The 16,316-nt window shown below is 46.3% G+C and carries 17 protein-coding genes; 16 read left to right on the forward strand and 1 reads right to left on the reverse strand.

The annotated features are described in order from the left end of the window. Nucleotides 1-30 precede the first annotated feature (30 nt). The 6 genes from dprA (at nucleotide 31) to BMZ93_RS01740 (ending at nucleotide 7,503) form a co-directional block, all read left to right on the forward strand. Entirely contained in the window at nucleotides 31-903 is an 873-nt protein-coding gene (gene dprA / locus BMZ93_RS01715) for a DNA-processing protein DprA (RefSeq protein ID WP_091501545.1), read from the forward strand. Nucleotides 904-1,096: 193 nt separating this feature from the next. After that, a complete protein-coding gene (locus BMZ93_RS01720) occupies nucleotides 1,097-2,461 on the forward strand; it encodes a cytosine permease (RefSeq protein ID WP_091501547.1) in 1,365 nt (454 codons plus the stop codon). Then, entirely contained in the window at nucleotides 2,461-3,705 is a 1,245-nt protein-coding gene (codA, locus tag BMZ93_RS01725) for a cytosine deaminase (protein ID WP_091501548.1), read from the forward strand. The genes BMZ93_RS01720 and codA overlap by 1 nt, the downstream gene beginning before the upstream one ends. 78 nt (nucleotides 3,706-3,783) lie before the next feature. Then, the gene (locus BMZ93_RS01730) at nucleotides 3,784-4,404 is read left to right on the forward strand and encodes a pyridoxamine 5'-phosphate oxidase family protein (protein ID WP_091501550.1); all 621 of its coding nucleotides are present in this window, start codon (nucleotides 3,784-3,786) and stop codon (nucleotides 4,402-4,404) included. A gap of 126 nt (nucleotides 4,405-4,530) precedes the next feature. Continuing rightward, entirely contained in the window at nucleotides 4,531-6,624 is a 2,094-nt protein-coding gene (gene topA, locus BMZ93_RS01735; protein WP_091501553.1) for a type I DNA topoisomerase, read from the forward strand. A gap of 69 nt (nucleotides 6,625-6,693) precedes the next feature. After that, a complete protein-coding gene (locus BMZ93_RS01740; protein WP_091501555.1) occupies nucleotides 6,694-7,503 on the forward strand; it encodes a hydroxymethylpyrimidine/phosphomethylpyrimidine kinase in 810 nt (269 codons plus the stop codon). A 54-nt stretch (nucleotides 7,504-7,557) separates the two neighbouring features. Here BMZ93_RS01740 and BMZ93_RS01745 read toward each other — a convergent pair whose 3' ends face one another. Beyond that, entirely contained in the window at nucleotides 7,558-8,109 is a 552-nt protein-coding gene (locus BMZ93_RS01745) for a helix-turn-helix domain-containing protein (protein WP_091501557.1), read from the reverse strand. A 251-nt stretch (nucleotides 8,110-8,360) separates the two neighbouring features. Between BMZ93_RS01745 and BMZ93_RS01750 the strand changes: the two genes are divergently transcribed. From BMZ93_RS01750 to BMZ93_RS01795, 10 genes are all read left to right on the forward strand, one after another. Continuing rightward, nucleotides 8,361-9,632, forward strand: a complete 1,272-nt coding sequence (locus tag BMZ93_RS01750) for a tetratricopeptide repeat protein (protein WP_342027614.1) — start codon at nucleotides 8,361-8,363, stop codon at nucleotides 9,630-9,632. A gap of 86 nt (nucleotides 9,633-9,718) precedes the next feature. After that, a complete protein-coding gene (locus BMZ93_RS01755; protein WP_091501559.1) occupies nucleotides 9,719-10,921 on the forward strand; it encodes a CCA tRNA nucleotidyltransferase in 1,203 nt (400 codons plus the stop codon). Nucleotide 10,922: 1 nt separating this feature from the next. Next, the gene (locus BMZ93_RS01760; RefSeq protein WP_091501561.1) at nucleotides 10,923-11,423 is read left to right on the forward strand and encodes a dihydrofolate reductase; all 501 of its coding nucleotides are present in this window, start codon (nucleotides 10,923-10,925) and stop codon (nucleotides 11,421-11,423) included. A 9-nt stretch (nucleotides 11,424-11,432) separates the two neighbouring features. After that, on the forward strand, nucleotides 11,433-12,284 hold the full coding sequence (locus BMZ93_RS01765; RefSeq protein WP_091501564.1) for a DegV family protein: 852 nt from the start codon (nucleotides 11,433-11,435) through the stop codon (nucleotides 12,282-12,284). A gap of 22 nt (nucleotides 12,285-12,306) precedes the next feature. Next, a complete protein-coding gene (locus BMZ93_RS01770; RefSeq protein ID WP_091501566.1) occupies nucleotides 12,307-12,882 on the forward strand; it encodes a YpmS family protein in 576 nt (191 codons plus the stop codon). Beyond that, nucleotides 12,872-13,099: a YozE family protein gene (locus BMZ93_RS01775; RefSeq protein ID WP_091501568.1), complete on the forward strand. Its 228-nt coding sequence runs from the start codon at nucleotides 12,872-12,874 to the stop codon at nucleotides 13,097-13,099. Before BMZ93_RS01770 ends, BMZ93_RS01775 begins: the two co-directional genes overlap by 11 nt. 13 nt (nucleotides 13,100-13,112) lie before the next feature. Further along, nucleotides 13,113-13,958 carry a ribosome biogenesis GTPase YlqF gene (gene ylqF / locus BMZ93_RS01780; protein WP_091501570.1) on the forward strand — a complete coding sequence of 282 codons (846 nt, stop codon included), beginning with the start codon at nucleotides 13,113-13,115 and terminating at the stop codon, nucleotides 13,956-13,958. Then, nucleotides 13,951-14,718: a ribonuclease HII gene (locus BMZ93_RS01785; protein WP_091501572.1), complete on the forward strand. Its 768-nt coding sequence runs from the start codon at nucleotides 13,951-13,953 to the stop codon at nucleotides 14,716-14,718. The genes ylqF and BMZ93_RS01785 overlap by 8 nt, the downstream gene beginning before the upstream one ends. 110 nt (nucleotides 14,719-14,828) lie before the next feature. Then, nucleotides 14,829-15,518 (forward strand): tRNA (adenine(22)-N(1))-methyltransferase, encoded by a 690-nt coding sequence (locus BMZ93_RS01790; RefSeq protein WP_091501575.1) that lies wholly within the window; start codon nucleotides 14,829-14,831, stop codon nucleotides 15,516-15,518. Then, on the forward strand, nucleotides 15,515-16,306 hold the full coding sequence (locus BMZ93_RS01795; protein WP_091501577.1) for a Nif3-like dinuclear metal center hexameric protein: 792 nt from the start codon (nucleotides 15,515-15,517) through the stop codon (nucleotides 16,304-16,306). Before BMZ93_RS01790 ends, BMZ93_RS01795 begins: the two co-directional genes overlap by 4 nt. Nucleotides 16,307-16,316 lie beyond the last annotated feature (10 nt).

Genomic DNA, 16,316 nt, shown 5'->3' on the forward strand with positions numbered 1-16,316 from the left:
TTCGTATCAACTCTAAAAGGGGAAATACAGATGAAGCAGAAAGAGTTTTTATTGGCCCTTCATTTAACGAAGGGAATTGGTCTTATTCGTAAGGAAAAAATAATTCGCGCCATTGAAGAGAATCGGGCGAAGACAGAATATCCTTGGTCTTTTTCCGAGTTACTCCTTATTTTGGAGATGAATGGACAGAAGCGCTTTGCTGATCAGTTAGCAGTTGCTTATCAGGAGGGGCTTTTGCTGGCTCGTAATTATCCAGATGCTTACCTTTCGTACTTTGATGAAGAGTATCCAGTATTGTTGAGGGAGAGCTATCAGGCACCGTTGATTCTCTTTTATAAAGGTGACTTGCGGGCATTGCAGTTACCCGCTTTGGCAGTGGTGGGGACCCGAACGGCAACGGCTTATGGACAGGAAGTGCTGAGATACTTGCTGCCACCCTTGCTTGAAAGAGGGGGGGCGATTGTATCCGGTTTAGCGAAGGGAATCGATGTGATGGCGCATCAGGTGACTTTTGCGCATGGGGGTGTTCCGATTGCGGTCATTGGATCAGGGATAGGACGGGCCTATCCGGTACAAAACAGACGCTTGCAGGAGCAGGTAGCGGAACAGGGGCTCTTATTATCCGAATACCCACGAGATGTCGGCCCTAGTCGGGGCCATTTTCCTGAAAGAAATCGAATTATTGCGGGCTTAACTCGAGCAACCCTGGTTGTGGAGGCTAAGAAACGGTCGGGCTCTCTAATTACGGCTAATTTAGCCTTACAGAATAACCGGGAGGTCTTAGCAGTACCAGGATCAATTTTTTCTGAGGAATCCCGCGGTTGCCATGAAATTATTCAGGCAGGTGCTCTTCCTGTTCGATCAGTTGAAGATATTCTAAAAAATGCAAATTTTACAAATTGATGACATTTCCTTTAAATTCCATACCGAATCGGAAAGAACTGTGCTATGCTTTATACAACTTTAAGTGGTTCAGAGAAATCAGAAGTTGCAAAATATTAAATTTTAATGCGGGGATTATCGCCCCTTTTTGCAGCACGCTCTGAATCACGGATGGTTCGGAGCGTTTTTTCTTTGAAAAAGAGGGGGAGTCAAAATGGACAGTAAGCACTATCACGTTCGGCCAGTACCGGCCGAGGAACGAAATCTAGGTAAGTGGGACATGTTTGCCACTTGGTTTGGGGCCAATGCGAACAACGGCACCTGGTACATTGGTGGTATCATCGCTGCCTGTGGCATGATTGGCGGAATCTGGGCCTTGCTCATCGCCTCGATTTTGTCCTACATCTTCCTCAGTTTTATCTCCTTTATGGGCTATAAAACGGGACTATCAACTACTACACTGAGCCGTGCGACCTTCGGGATCCGCGGTAGTATCATCCCATCCATGATTAACTTCATCATGTTCATGGGCTGGACGGCGGTGAACACCTTCATCGCGGCGACTTCCCTTTCCTTTATCTTTCACAGTTTCTTTGGCTGGCCAGTCTACGGTCAGGCCGGTGGAAACAAGGGCTTGATTGTCGGTATCTTAATCATGTCCGTTCTGCACATTTTGAGTATTATTTCTGGTCAAAAGTCAGTCCGAATCATTGAGCGAATTGGAATTCTCTTGGTTATCTTCTTCGTTCTATGGGAAGGCATTGTGGTCTTCCGCCACGTTTCCTTGCACGAATTAGTGAACTGGGTGGTGCCCGCTAAGGACCGTATGCAATTTGGGGCAGCAATTGATATTTTGGCTGCCTTTAACTTGGCTTGGGTTACTTCAGCCGCCGACTTTTCACGTTTTGCAAAGACTAAGACAGTGTCAACGGTGTCATCCTTCTGGGGAGCGCTTGTTGGGGTGGTTGCCTTTGCCGCCATGGGCTTGAGCACTGCAATCTCAATTGCCTTAACGACCGGCATTTACAAGCCAGATAATTCCGATCCATCAACGGTTGCCAATGAACTGGGACTGGGAACCATTGCCATGATTGTCATTGTCTTGACCAGTATGACGGCCAACGCGGTGAACTTGCAGGCAGCTGGTTCAGCTTTGAACAACATCTTCAGCAAGATTTCACTTCGCAACGCCTTGTTGATTTCAACAATTATCGCGACAATTTTTACCTTTATCCCGGTTATTAACGGAGACTTCTTATCCGTCTTCACGGCCTTTCTGGACTACATCGGGATGTTCCTTGGCCCAATCATCGCCATTATGATTGTCGATTACTTCTTGCTAAACAAGGAAAACTACCAGCGTCAAAACTTTGAAAAGAACGGGGGACCTTTCTGGTTCCGCGGTGGTTACAACTTCATGGTGATTGCCCTCTGGGTTGTCGGTGTTTTGATGTACCTTTACCTTTCAAACGTGGAATTTTTGAAGGATACCATCGGAGCGACTTTCCTAGTAATGGTTGTAATTGGCGCTGTCTACTACGCCTTGGTTAAGTTAATGAATCGTTCAGGTGACAAATAATGTTAATTAAAAACGCACGGATTGAAAATGCTGCTGAAACAAGCGATATTCGTATTGAAAAAGGTGTGATTACGGAACTGGCCCCTTTGATTGAAGGGGCTGCCGGGGAAGAGATTTTAGACTTACAAGGGAAGTTAGTCTTGCCACCCTTTGTCGACTCCCATATTCACTTGGACTCAACACTGACTGCTGGACAGCCAGAGTGGAATGAGACGGGAACGCTTTTTGACGGTATCCGAATCTGGGCAGAGCGTAAGAAGACTTTGACCGAGTCCGATGTGAAGGAACGGGCAATTCGAACGTTAAAAAAGCAGGCCTGCCACGGTGTGCAATACGTTCGTAGCCACGTTGATGTGACAGACCCAAACTTAACCGCCTTGAAAGCCTTGCTAGAGGTGCGTGAAGAGGTCAAACCCTTCATGGATTTGCAACTAGTGGCCTTTCCACAGGACGGCATTCTATCCTTCCCAAACGGGAAAGCGTTAATGGAGAAGGCTGTCCAGATGGGGGTGGATGCCGTGGGTGGTATTCCACACTATGAATTCAATCAGTACTATGGAAAGGACTCCTTGGAGTTTTTGGTGGATTTGGCGAAGCGCTATGACCGCTTGGTCGACGTTCACTGTGATGAAATTGATGATCCAAACTCACGTAATTTGGAAGTCCTTGCGACTTTGGCTTACGAAAGCGGCTTGAAGAACAAGGTAACGGCCAGTCACACGGTTTCCTTTGCCTCAGTGCCCGATGCCTACGCCTACAAGCTGATGCGTGTTTTGAACATGTCTGGCATTAACATGGTGGCCAATCCACTGGTTAACATGCACCTTGGTGGCCGTTTTGATACCTATCCTAAGCGCCGTGGTTTAACCCGAGTGAAGGAACTACTGGAAAACGAGATTAACGTTTCCTTTGGTGAAGACGATGTGAAAGACCCTTGGTATCCAATGGGGGATGGCAACATGCTGGATTCACTCTACGTTGGTATTTTGGCTTCTGGTTTGATGGGATACACTCAGATTCAAAATTCTTACAAGTTGATTGGTGAGAATGGCGCCAAGACTTTGCACCGAGAAGATGGGTACGGTATCAAAGTCGGTAATAAAGCCAACTTCTTAGTCTTTGATGCCGACAACTTCTACGATGTTTTGAATGAACGTCGTACCATGCTTTATTCCTTCCATCAGGGTGAAGTGATTATCGAAAACCAACCGGTCAAGACGGTCAGCCGTTTGAAAATGAACTGAAATGTTTTAGAGTCATTCTTGCCTAGTGTAAATCACCGTGCTATATTTAATTTAATGTGATGAATTAGGGAGAGCAGCATGTATCCAAAACGTTTTATTCAATTATTTCTTATCTTTTTTGTAACGGTCATTGTTGCCGAATTACTGTCTGATGGGGTGGGGATGAACAGTCTTTGGCCTCACATCTTCTTTGTGACGGTCATTGGCTATTTGGTCTTGGTAACGCCTTTAACGATTTTGACGGTGATGAAGAACCGCAAGAAGTTTGGTAAGGACGATGCCACTAGTAAGAACGAGGCATTGAACGAAGCCTACGCGGCATTACCAAACATGGTTGCGCTGGCAACAAAGGATGAAAGCTGCTTGGTTTCAAACACTTTGATTGCCTTTAAGCCATCAGCACGTGAAGAAAACGTTTTGTACTTAGTAACCGATAAGGATTCAACCAAAGCCGCTGACTTACGCTGCCATCCTGAATGTGCCTTTACCACTTGGTACGCTAAGTCTGGATTGCGTTTGCACTCCAACCAGACAACCGCCGTTGTACTGGAAGATGAATTGGCTGAAAGTGAAATTGCAGAACATCCTGAAATTTTGAAACTTTCTGAGAATGCTGCTAAGCAAGCGGTCATTAAGTTGACTTTTTCTTCTATTGTAATTGAATCTTTCCAAAAGGCTGCCCAAGTGCTAACCTTTTAATAGACAAACGAGACTGTAAAGTTCTCGTTTTTTATTTGATGTTTGAAGATGACTTTTTAAAAAATATCTGTTTTAATATTCTGTATGCTATAATGCAGATAATTTGAAGAACTGTGAGGATCTGTCGTGGCAGAGAAGAAAACGAGCAAAACGACAACTCGTAAGAAAACAACTAGCAAGAAGACGACCCGGTCTTCTAAAAATAAAAAACTGGTGATTGTCGAGTCTCCTTCGAAGGCAAAGACAATTGAAAAGTACCTTGGTTCTACTTACCAAGTTGTGGCATCAATCGGTCACGTTCGTGACTTGCCTAAGTCAACCTTGGGTGTTGATGTCGAGGACAACTACCAGCCAAAGTACATTAACATTCGTGGAAAAGGTCCCGTCATTAAGGACCTGAAGAAGGCGGCTAAGAACGCCAAGCAAGTTTATCTCGCATCCGACCCGGATCGCGAAGGGGAAGCCATTGCCTGGCACTTGCAATATATTTTAGGGTTGGACCCCGAAAAATCCAACCGTGTTGTTTTTAACGAAATTACCAAAGATACTGTTAAGAACGCTTTTAAGGAGCCACGGACCATCAACCAGGATTTGGTCGATGCCCAGCAGGCCCGTCGAATCATTGACCGACTCGTGGGTTACTCGATTTCACCCGTCTTGTGGAAGACAGTGAAGCGTGGTTTGTCAGCCGGACGTGTTCAGTCCGTTGCTCTTGGTTTGATTATCGCCCGTGAAAAGGAAATCCAAGCCTTCCAACCAGAAGAATACTGGACCTTGGATTCTGAATTTAAGAAGGGCCGCTCAAAGTTTAAGGCGAACTTCTACGGATTTGATGGTAAGAAACAGCCACTGCCTGATAACGCAGCCGTCCAGAGTGTGATGGGGCAGTTGGACACGAAGAAGCCATTTACGGTTTCTTCCGTTAAGGCGAAGGAACGTAAGCGTTCCCCACAGCCACCATTTACCACGTCAACTATGCAACAGGCAGCCAACACGCAGTTGAAGTTCCGTACTCGAAAGACGATGATGACGGCTCAGCAATTGTATGAAGGGATTAACTTGGGCCGTGGACTCGGACAAGTTGGGTTGATTACCTATATGCGTACCGATTCAACCCGTTTGTCAGCGGTTGCTAAGAATGCAGCTGCTCAATACATTCACAACGAATGGGGTGAAGAGTACTCAAGCCATAAGCCAGTGGCTGGTGTCCCTCAGGAAGGGGCACAGGATGCCCACGAAGCCATTCGTCCAACGGATGTTTTCAAGACACCCGCTTCTATCAAGGATAAGTTGACGCCTGACCAGTTCAAGCTCTACTCCTTGATTTGGTCCCGTTTCGTCGCATCCTTGATGACACCAGAAATCTTGGATACGATGGCCGTGACGGTTGAACAAAACGGTGTGCTCTTCCACGCCAATGGTTCTAAGACAAAGTTCCCTGGATTTACGAAGGCCTATCCTTCAGCCAAGGAAAAGGACAACCTTCTACCTGATTTGGCGGAGGGGGATGCCGTTGATTTGGCAAAGACCAATCCGGAACAGCACTTCACAATGCCACCAGCCCGTTATTCTGAAGCGGCTTTGATTAAGGCCTTGGAAGAAAACGGTGTTGGACGTCCTTCAACTTATGCACCGACCTTGGATACGATCCAGCGTCGTAACTACGTCCGTGTGGATGCCCGTAAGTTTGTGCCAACTGAATTAGGTGAAGTTGTTCAAAACATCGTGGACGACAAGTTCCCGGATATCACCAATACGAAGTTTACTGCCAAAGTCGAGCACTCACTGGATGAAATCGAAGTCGGTGAGAAGAAGTGGGTGCCAGTTGTGGACGAGTTCTACAAGCCATTTGCTAAGGAAGTCGAATCCGCTGAAAAGACTTTGGAAAAGATTACCATGCACGATGAATTGGCGGGGATGGACTGTGAGGTCTGTGGCGCACCAATGGTTGTGAAGATGGGACGCTACGGTAAGTTCTACGCCTGTTCTCGTTTCCCAGATTGCCGTAACACCAAGGCAATTGTGCAAGAAATCGGGATTGAATGTCCAAAGTGTCATAAGGGGCAGGTCGTTGAGCGTAAGACCAAGCGTGGTCGAAAGTTCTACGGTTGTTCCCGTTACCCTGACTGTGATTTCGTTTCATGGGATAAGCCAAAGGCGCCCGGTGAAGAACAGTCGGATGATAAAAAAGATACGAAGAAGAAAACTGGCGCTAAGTAATATTGCTTAAGAAACTAGTTTAAGTAAAAGACGAGCCGCTGGGCTCGCCTTTTTTAGAAAAGAGATTAAATGGTCAAAAAAGTACTTACAATTGCGGGTTCTGACTCGCTTTCAGGTGGTGGCTTACAGGCTGACTTGGCGACTTTTGCAACGAAGGGGCTGGCAGCTTTTTCGGTCATCTCTTCGATTGCCATTATTCAGGAAAACGCTGTGACGATTCAGCCGGTAGATGATCAAACCTTTGCGACGCAATTTGAATCGTTGGAGCAGGTTGACCACTTTGATGCCATTAAAGTTGGCTTGCTTTGCTCGGTTGAACAAATCGAAACGACCTATCACTTCTTAAAGGGCTACTTAGGGCCGATTGTTGTTGATCCGGTACTGTCCTTTAAGGAGGGAGAGCTGGCGGTTGATCCGGAGATTTTAACCGCTTACCTTGACCGACTATTACCATTGGCCACTGTGGCAACGCCGAACTTGAATGAAGCCATTGCCTTAGCTCATCAGAACTATTTACCTCGGACAAAATCGGCAGCCGTTGCTCTAGCCAAACAATTGAGTGCCCGTGCCCGTTGTGCCATCTATTTGAAGGCTGGTCAGCAAATCCTAGCTGATCACCAGATTGATGTGCTAATGGATGAAGATGGACATTTATCGGTGATTCGCCATGAAACCATTCATTCGGACGGAAATAACGGAGCGGGTTGTACTTTGGCAGCGGCCTTAACCGCCCGTCTGGCCTTTGGGGATGAACTGTACGATGCCGCCCAACGTGCAGCGGAATTTACACGCCAGGGAATTCGACATGCCTACTCCTTATCGGATAAGCGTTCGGATGGCAATGTTTGGCCAAACTGGTATTTAGCAAAGAATAAATAAAAAAACGACTCCTTGATTGGATAGGCCTAAAGGCAGTTCAATCATTGAGTCGTTTTATTTTGCTTGTTTACGATATTGTACGGCGGTCATGCCAACTTGTTGCTTGAAAACCGTGTTGAAATAAGAGAGGTTTGGGATGCCGACTTTTAAGCCAATCAGTGCAACAGAATCCTTGCTGTCGCGGAGCATCTTCTTGGCCTGATACATTCGAAGGCGTACGAGGTAGGCCTGGGGCGTTTCATCAGTTGTGGTAACGAAGGCCCGGTGGATGACGCCAGTTGATACGTTGAATTCATCGGCTAGCGTTTCCAGGGTTAGACGTTTCTGATAGTTGTGAGCCAAGTAAACCTTCACTTGATAGACCAGCTTTGCTTTGTCTGAAAGGACACCGAAGGGCTGGCAATCAGGGCAGGGGACAAAGCCTTCAAAAAGTGCCTCATCGCAAGTTTTAAAAATGCGGATATCCTTTGGAACACAGTCTTCTTCACGTTGGCAGGAAGGGCAGCAAACCCGGTGGTCAGCTGTTACGCCGTAAATGAACTGGCCGTCAAAACTAGCGTCCTGATCGTGAATCGCTTGCCAACGCTTCTTGGTTAATGAATACATGACTGACTCCTTCCATAAAAGTGAATGGTCTTTCTAAAAAAACATAATATTATTAATTTTAGCACGAAATAGCGCTTTAGGGGGTTGAACATTGCTATAGCGATAATTGCCTTTGCCCTTCGGTATTTCAGAAGTGACGCTCGAAAAATATGGAAAGTTTTCATTTTCTAAAAATGCTTCTTTATACTTAGAACTGAGCAGGATATAATAGTTAGTAGAGTTTTTTAACAATGAACAAAGGGGCGGTAATCATGACAAATCACGCAGAAGAAATGATGAGTGCATTGAACTTAGGTCAGGTGACTGACGCTCAAAAAGCCTTTGACCTTTCGCTTAAAGAGGATAGCGATGATTTGGTTTTCTCACTGGCAGAAGACCTATACGCCATGGGCTTTGTGGATGAATCCAAGCAGGCTTATTTACAGCTTTTAGCAAAGCACCCGGACGAAGATCAATTGAAGTCTGCGCTTGCCGAATTAGCCATTGAAGAAGATAACTTAGAGGAAGCTCAGGATTATTTGGCACAGATTGCACCTAATTCAGATGCCTACTTGCAGGCATTGCTGGTCAAGGCCGACCTATATCAGCAGGAAGGCTTACAGGAGTCTGCTGAATACGCTTTGAAGCAGGCACGGCAGATTGCACCAGAGGAACCAGTGGTGGCCTTCGCCTTAGCGGAGTTTTACTTTTCAACTGGGGAGTATAACAAGGCCATTGCCTTGTACCGCTCCTTGCTTCTCATGGGCCAACGCCGAATTGCCAAAGTCGATGTTGCTGCTCGAATTGGAACGGCCTATGCTGCTGTTGGCAATATTGATAACGCCATTGCTTACTTCGAACAGATTAAGCCAATCGATATGACGGTTGATAATAAGTTCCAACTTGGCTTCCTTTACTATCAAAAGGGTGAAACCGCTGAAGCGGTTGAACTCTTGGAAGAAGTCTTGGACATTGACCCACACTACACCTCGGTCTATCCAATTCTGGGTCAAGCTCAGGAAAAGGCCAACGAAAAAGAGGCCGCTCTCAAAACTTATCAGGCAGGTCTATCTTATGACCAAACTAACGTCGTACTCTTTCGTTTGACTGCCAACCTGGCTTTCCAGATGGGGGATGACAAGTTGGCCGAAGATTCTTATAAGAAGGCCCTGGCTTTGGATGATGCCGATGTGGTTACAATTGCGGCGATGGCCGACTTTTACTTAGCTAAGCATGATTATGACCAAACGATTGAAATGATTACGGATGCGAATAAGCGCGACCTCTTTGATCCAAAGTTTAACTGGGATTTGGCCCGTGCCTACCATGCCAAGGAAGAGGATGAAAAAGCAGCTTCCTATTGGCAACAAGCAGCCGAGGATTATCCAGAAGATACGGACTTCCTCCACGATTTGGCGGACTGGTACCATGAAACGGGAAATCGTGACGAAGAAGCAGCTACTTTGAAGAAGGCCTTAGCTATTAATCCTGACAACTTTGAATTGTCCGAACGACTAGCTGAATTGGAAGACGTATTTTTCTAATTTAACCCTTAAAAACAGGCCGTGTTCGTGCATTTATCTAGAATTATTGCTAAGATAAAACTATAAGGAATAGTTGAGGTGGCCCCATGCAATTTGATGAACTGCCCGCCCAGTTAGTGGCGGCCAAACCGATATTAGAAAAGATAAACGAAGCTGGTTTCGAAGCTTACTTCGTTGGTGGCTGTGTCCGCGATATGATTCTTGGAGAAGAACTCCACGATGTCGATATCGCCTCATCGGCTTACCCAGAAGAGATTAAAGAGATTTTTGACAAGACCGTTGATACGGGTATTCAACACGGGACGGTCATGGTCTTAGACCATGGGGAAGGTTACGAAATTACGACCTTCCGAACGGAATCAACCTATACGGACTTCCGTCGGCCTGACTCAGTTACCTTCGTTCGCTCCCTGTCGGAAGACTTGAAGCGCCGTGACTTTACCATTAACGCTTTTGCTTTAGACGCCGATGGTACGGTAATTGATTTGTTTAATGGCCTCGATGATTTGAAGAAAAAACAAATTCGAGCCGTTGGAAAAGCCAAGGAGCGGTTTACTGAAGACGCCTTGCGAATGATGCGCGCGCTGCGTTTTGCGGCTAAGTTAGACTTTTCAATTGAAGAGGCGACCTTAGAGGCGTTGGCAGAACTAGCGCCTAACCTGGAAAAGATTGCCGTTGAACGTATTCAGGTTGAATTTGAAAAGATGCTAATGGGACAGGCGGCCGGCCGTTCTTTGATGACCATGGTTGAAGTTGGCTTGTTGCCATACTTCCCAGGTAAGACTGGTCGAATTAAGGCTAGTCATTTACTAGAACTAGCCAACTACCTACAAAGCGCCCAGCCTAAGAACTTTGCTGAAGTTTGGACGCTCTATCTAGCCACTGCTGGTCTTAATGCAGATGAATTACAAGATGAATTAAGGACTTGGAAGTTATCGCGTGAGGTTATGTCGACGGTTAACCGTTTGGCACCGGCGATTGAGAAGGTGGAGGGCCTGTCGGTGTGGGACCTCTACCAAATTAACGATTTAGCTGAAACGTTCTTATCAGTACTTGCAATCATCGGTGTTGATGAGTCAGTGCGCTTATCAATTGCTGCACAGTTCGATGCTTTGCCAATTCGTTCGGCTAAGGAATTAGCCGTTAACGGTGGTGCGCTGATTCAAGCAGGCATTGCTAAGCCAGGTCCAGCACTTGGAAAGATTCTTTCAGATATTGAACAGGCCGTTGTAAACGGGCAAGTGGAGAATGAACAAGCGGTGCTTTTCGACTTTGCAAAGGGGAAGTAATATGGCAGTATTAAGAATGGTTTGGGCCGAGGACGACCGACATGCCATTGGTAAAAATGGTACCTTGCCTTGGTCTTTGCCAGCTGATTTAGCACACTTTAAATCTGAAACATTAAATAGTACGATGTTAATGGGCCGTGCCACATGGGACTCCATTGGCCGACCTTTGCCAAAACGACGAACTGTTGTTTTGACAAGACAGCAGGACTTCAATCCGGGCTTTGATTCAGTTATCGTTGTTCATTCATTGGATGAGCTAAAGAAATTGATTGAAGCTGAGTGGAAGGAAGACCAATTGGTTACAGTTGCCGGTGGCGCTCAGCTATACAAAGCGTTAATGCCCATGGCAACGGAACTATCCGTTACGAAGGTAGCGGGTGACTTTGACGGCGATACATTTGTCGAAGCAATTGATCCATCTATTTTTGAATTAACTAATAAAGAAGAATTGGTTGATAATGGTCAAGCAATTCAATTTTTAACATATAAGCGAAGGGCTTAGGGGGAAACGATGAGCAAGGTAAAGATTGTAACTGATTCAGGTGCACGTTTTTCAGAGGCAGAATTAAAGGAATTCGATATGCAAATCGTTCCTTTGTCAGTTGAAATTGATGGCACAATCTATCAAGACGGTGTTAGCATTACATCTGAAAAGTTCTTGGACTTGATGAAAGAAAGTAAGGAATTGCCTCATACTTCACAGCCATCAATTGGTTCCTTCCAAGAAGCCTACGAAAAGGCTGCCGATGGTGATGAAGATGTTGAAATCCTTTCATTGCACATTTCATCTGGATTGTCAGGTACTGTAAACGCTGCTAGCCAAGCATCGGCACTTGTTCGTAACAAGGTTGTTGCCTTCGATACACGCTCAGCTGACCGTTCCGAAGCATTCGTTGTTTTGGCAGCGGCTCGTGTTGCTGCAGCTGGTGGTAGCATGGACGAAGTCCTTGCAGCAGCTGAAAAGGCCCGTGATGAAACTTACATCTACTTGTCATTCCGTACGCTAGACAACATGGTTGCTGGTGGACGACTCTCAAAGACACAGGGCTTGATTGGAAACTTGTTGAACATTAAGGTTGGTGCCTTTGTCGATAAGGAAGGAAAAGTCGATGTTGCGGTTAAGGGCCGTGGTATGAAGACTTTGAACAAGTTTAACGACGATGTGATTGAAAAGATGAAGGGCTTCAAGACGATGAAGCACATTGGTGTGAGTCACGCTGGTATTCCAGAAGAAGCACAGGCTTTGGCTGATCGTTTGAATGAAATCTGGCCTGATATGGATATCTTGGTATCCACCACATCACCATTGATTTCAACGCACACTGGGTTAGGCGCTTTAGCCATCTTGTTTGAAGCAGAATAAAGAGTAGTAAGAGGGGTTTGTCATGAAGAAGCACCGTTCCGTTTGGTTTTGGTTCTTTTGGTTATTAATAATTGCCATTCTATCGTTTGGGGCCTACACGGCTTACTTAGCAATGATGCCGACACGGACAAACTTTAGTACGACAACACCTAGTCAGAATACTAAAATTGATTTGACTTTGAACCGTGACCAGTTGAACGCCTTGGCTAAGACCTACTTAACCGATGATTCAAATGGTAAATACCAGGTGAAGGTTAATTCCGACAACGTTGTGGCGAATACGACGGTGACAATTTTTGGTCAGAAGTTGGATGCCCAGTTGACGATGGACCCAAAGACGACTGATGACGGAAACATTATTATGGCTGTTCAAAAGGTGGAACTCGGTCGCCTGGACTTGCCAGTCAACGTGGCCATGGGCTACATTAAGGCCATGTACTCTGGTCCTAAGGGTGTTTCAATTCAACCTGATCAGCAGCAAATTGCCCTTGATTTGTCTAAGTTGACGAACAAGAACGGTTGGACGGTTCGTGCCGACCAATTCGATTTGAAGGAAAACCGTTTCGCCTTTACAGGAGTGATGCAAAATGCCCAGTAAATCTAGAAGCTTTTACGGTTGGTTGATGACAAACCGCAACCCCGTTGCTGCTAATGAAATTCAGCAGTTTGCTAACAATGCTTTTTTGGATGCTTCCTTTCCGAAGCAGTCAATGGATTTCGATGAGATTTCCGAGTATTTGGAAACAAGTACTTCATATTTAATGTCGATGACGATTTTTGATGAAGCCTGGTCGGAGTACCAGGCTTCTCGTTAGTTAGGAGGAAGTGATGGGACAGAATATTCAATGGTACCCTGGTCACATGGCCAAGGCCTTTCGTTTGATGCGTGAAAACTTGTCATTAGTTGACATTGTTTTTGAGTTGGTTGATGCGCGAATCCCAATGTCTTCACGGAATCCTGAAGTTGATAAGCTAATTGAAAAGAAGCCCCGTTTGTTGGTGATGACGAAGGCGGATTTGGCTGACCCAAAAGAAACGGCAGCTTGGAAAGCCCACTTTGAAAAAAAGGGCTTGGCTGTGGCCGTATTGGACACCCGTGGTCCAAAGACTGCCCAGTATATAACGAAGGCTGCCAAGGATGTTTTGGCTGATAAGCTTGAAGCACAGGAGGCCAAGGGAATTAAGGACCGTCCAATTCGAGTGATGTTGGCAGGTATTCCAAACGTCGGGAAGTCAACTTTGCTCAACCACTTGGTTCAAAAGAACGTGGCGATTACGGCGAACAAGCCAGGGGTAACTAAAAAAGTCGCCTGGTTGAAAACCTCAACCGGACTGCAAATTTTGGATTCACCAGGTGTCCTTTGGCCAAAGTTCGAAGACCAAAAGATTGGTCAGCGTTTGGCTTTGACAGGGGCGGTGAAGGATACTATCTTTGCTAAGGATGATGCTGCACTGAACTTGTTAGCATTCTTCCGGGACTACAACCAAAAGGCGATTATCGACCGCTATCATCTCAATGATGATGCCTTTGATTTGTCGGATGTTGATTTGCTCCTGGCCATTACTGCTAAACTTGGTTTTAAGGATGACTACGAAAAAGCAGCCATCCGAATGCTAAACGATTTGCGTTCTGGCAAGCTTGGCCGCTACACATTGGATCGAGAATATGACTGAGACCATTGCAACAATTAAAGCGGCTTTGAAAGAAGCGACCTTCGATGATGCCCGTTTAGCGGAATGGCGATTGGACGAGCGTGCGGGTGTTCAAGCAGCCTTGAAGTCCTTTGACCGTCGTATCGAAAAAGCGGCTAAGCAGAAGGCAGACTTCATGACTCGCTTTGCCTTTGAGTCCGAGCTCTGGGAGCAGGGTTATCAGGCCATTGCCGGAATCGATGAAGTGGGTCGTGGTCCATTGGCTGGTCCGGTGGTAGCGGCTTCGGTGGTTTTGCCGGCTGACTTTGATGCATACGGTGTCATTGATTCTAAGCAGCTATCCGAAAAGGTTCGTGACGATCTCGTCCAGTATATTAAGGATGAAGCCATTGCCTATGGTATTGGAATCGTGCCGGCCGAACGAATTGATGAGATTAACATCTATGAGGCTAGCCGTGAAGCGATGAAGGAAGCAGTTTTGGCTATGAAAGTACCTGCTGACTATCTTCTAATCGATGCCATGGTAGTGGATTTGCCAATCCCCCAAACGAAATTGATTAAGGGCGATGCCCGTTCGAATTCAATTGGGGCAGCCTCGATTTTAGCTAAGGTGACCCGTGATGCTATCATGGTTGCCTATGATAAGGAATATCCTGGCTACGACTTTGCCAGTAACGATGGCTATGGGACGAAGAAGCACTTGGAAGGGCTGGCTAAGCTCGGTCCGTGTCCAATCCATCGTAGGTCCTTTGCGCCCGTTAAAAAATTACTTTCTGAATAAAACCGCTCAGGCGGTTTTTTAATTTGTTTCTAATTTAGTCTTGTTGTAAAAGATACTGAACAGTATAATAAAGAAAAGTTCAGTCGAATTATTTTGAAGGAGTGTCGTTCATGCCCCAAGTAAAGTTGAGTCCCCGCTTAGAAGCGGTTGCGAATTTGGTGGACGCAAAAAAACGAGTTGCCGATATTGGCTCCGACCACGCCTATCTAGCCACTTACCTGGTTGAGCAGGGAAAAGTCGCCCAGGCCATCGTTGGTGAAGTAGCGTTCGGCCCCTTAGATAACGCGAAGCACACAGTCGCCACACAGGGGTTAGGTTCCCAAATTGACTGCCGCTTGGCTGATGGCTTAGCTGCCGTTTCAAAAGAAGACGGGGTTGAGACCGTTGTTATTGCGGGTATGGGTGGCTTGCTCATTAAGAAGATTTTGAACGACCAGAAGCAATTAGGGCCCTTTAGCCAGTTGGTTCTGCAACCCAATACTGATCAGGACGCGGTGCGCGCCTGGTTAGTCGAGAACGGGTATGCCATCGTCAAAGAGCAAATGGTCGAAGAAGGGGAGCACCGCTACGAAATTATTGTGGCCGAACCCGGAAAACAGACTTTGTCAGCCGATGACCTCACTTTTGGCCCATTCTTGCGTAAGGAACAAGGCCATATTTTCTTACAAAAGTGGCAGCACGAGCAGAAACGTTTACAGTTGGTACTGGACCGCTTGAAGGAAGCTGGACAAGTGGATAATCCCAAGTACCATCAGGTATCAGAGAAGGTTAAGAAGATTCAGGAGGTGCTTTCAGCATGATTTTAGCTGCTGATTTGATTAAAAAAATTGAAGCTTTTGCACCAAAAGAGTTAGCTGAGAAGGGTGACCCAACTGGCTTGCAAATTGGTGACCCCAAGCAGGCCATCCACCGGGTGATGACGGTCTTGGACGTTCGTCCGGAAACAGTGGCAGAAGCCATTGAAAAGAAGGTAGATTTCATTTGGGCCCACCATGAACCACTGTTCTTCCCGGCGAAGAACCTGGACCTTTCAAACCCACAAAACAAGATGTATGCCGATTTGATTAAACACAACATTGTGGTCTACTCATCCCATACGAACTTGGATGCTGCCGAAGGCGGTTTGAACGACTGGCTCTGCCAAGCCTTTGATATTCAGAATGCGAAGCCATTGGTTGCCGAAGAGGGTAATGAGAAGACTGGCCTTGGCCGAGTGGGCTCTTTGCCGACACCGATGAAGATGGCCGATTATGCTAAACGAGTTAAGGCTGCCTGTGGCGTTGCCGCGGTCCGTCTCATTGCGAATAATCCGGACCAAGAGGTGCAGAAGATTGCTGTGCTCGGTGGTGACGGTGGTAAGTTCTGGAAAATGGCGCAAGCTGCCGGAGCTGACCTATACATTACGGCTGATTTGTACTACCACGTCGGTCACGATGTCTTAGCAGAAGACTTTGCCGTGCTCGACCCTGACCACCACATGGAAGCCTTGGCTAAACAGCCGATGGCCGACAAGGTGCAGGAATGGTTTGCTGGTGAACTGGAATCCCTTGTTAGTGAAGTAAATACTGATCCATATCGTTATTTGTAGGAGGTTTATA

It is taken from the genome of Fructobacillus durionis (genome assembly GCF_900112405.1).
In the GTDB taxonomy this organism is placed as follows: Bacteria; Bacillota; Bacilli; order Lactobacillales; family Lactobacillaceae; genus Fructobacillus; species Fructobacillus durionis.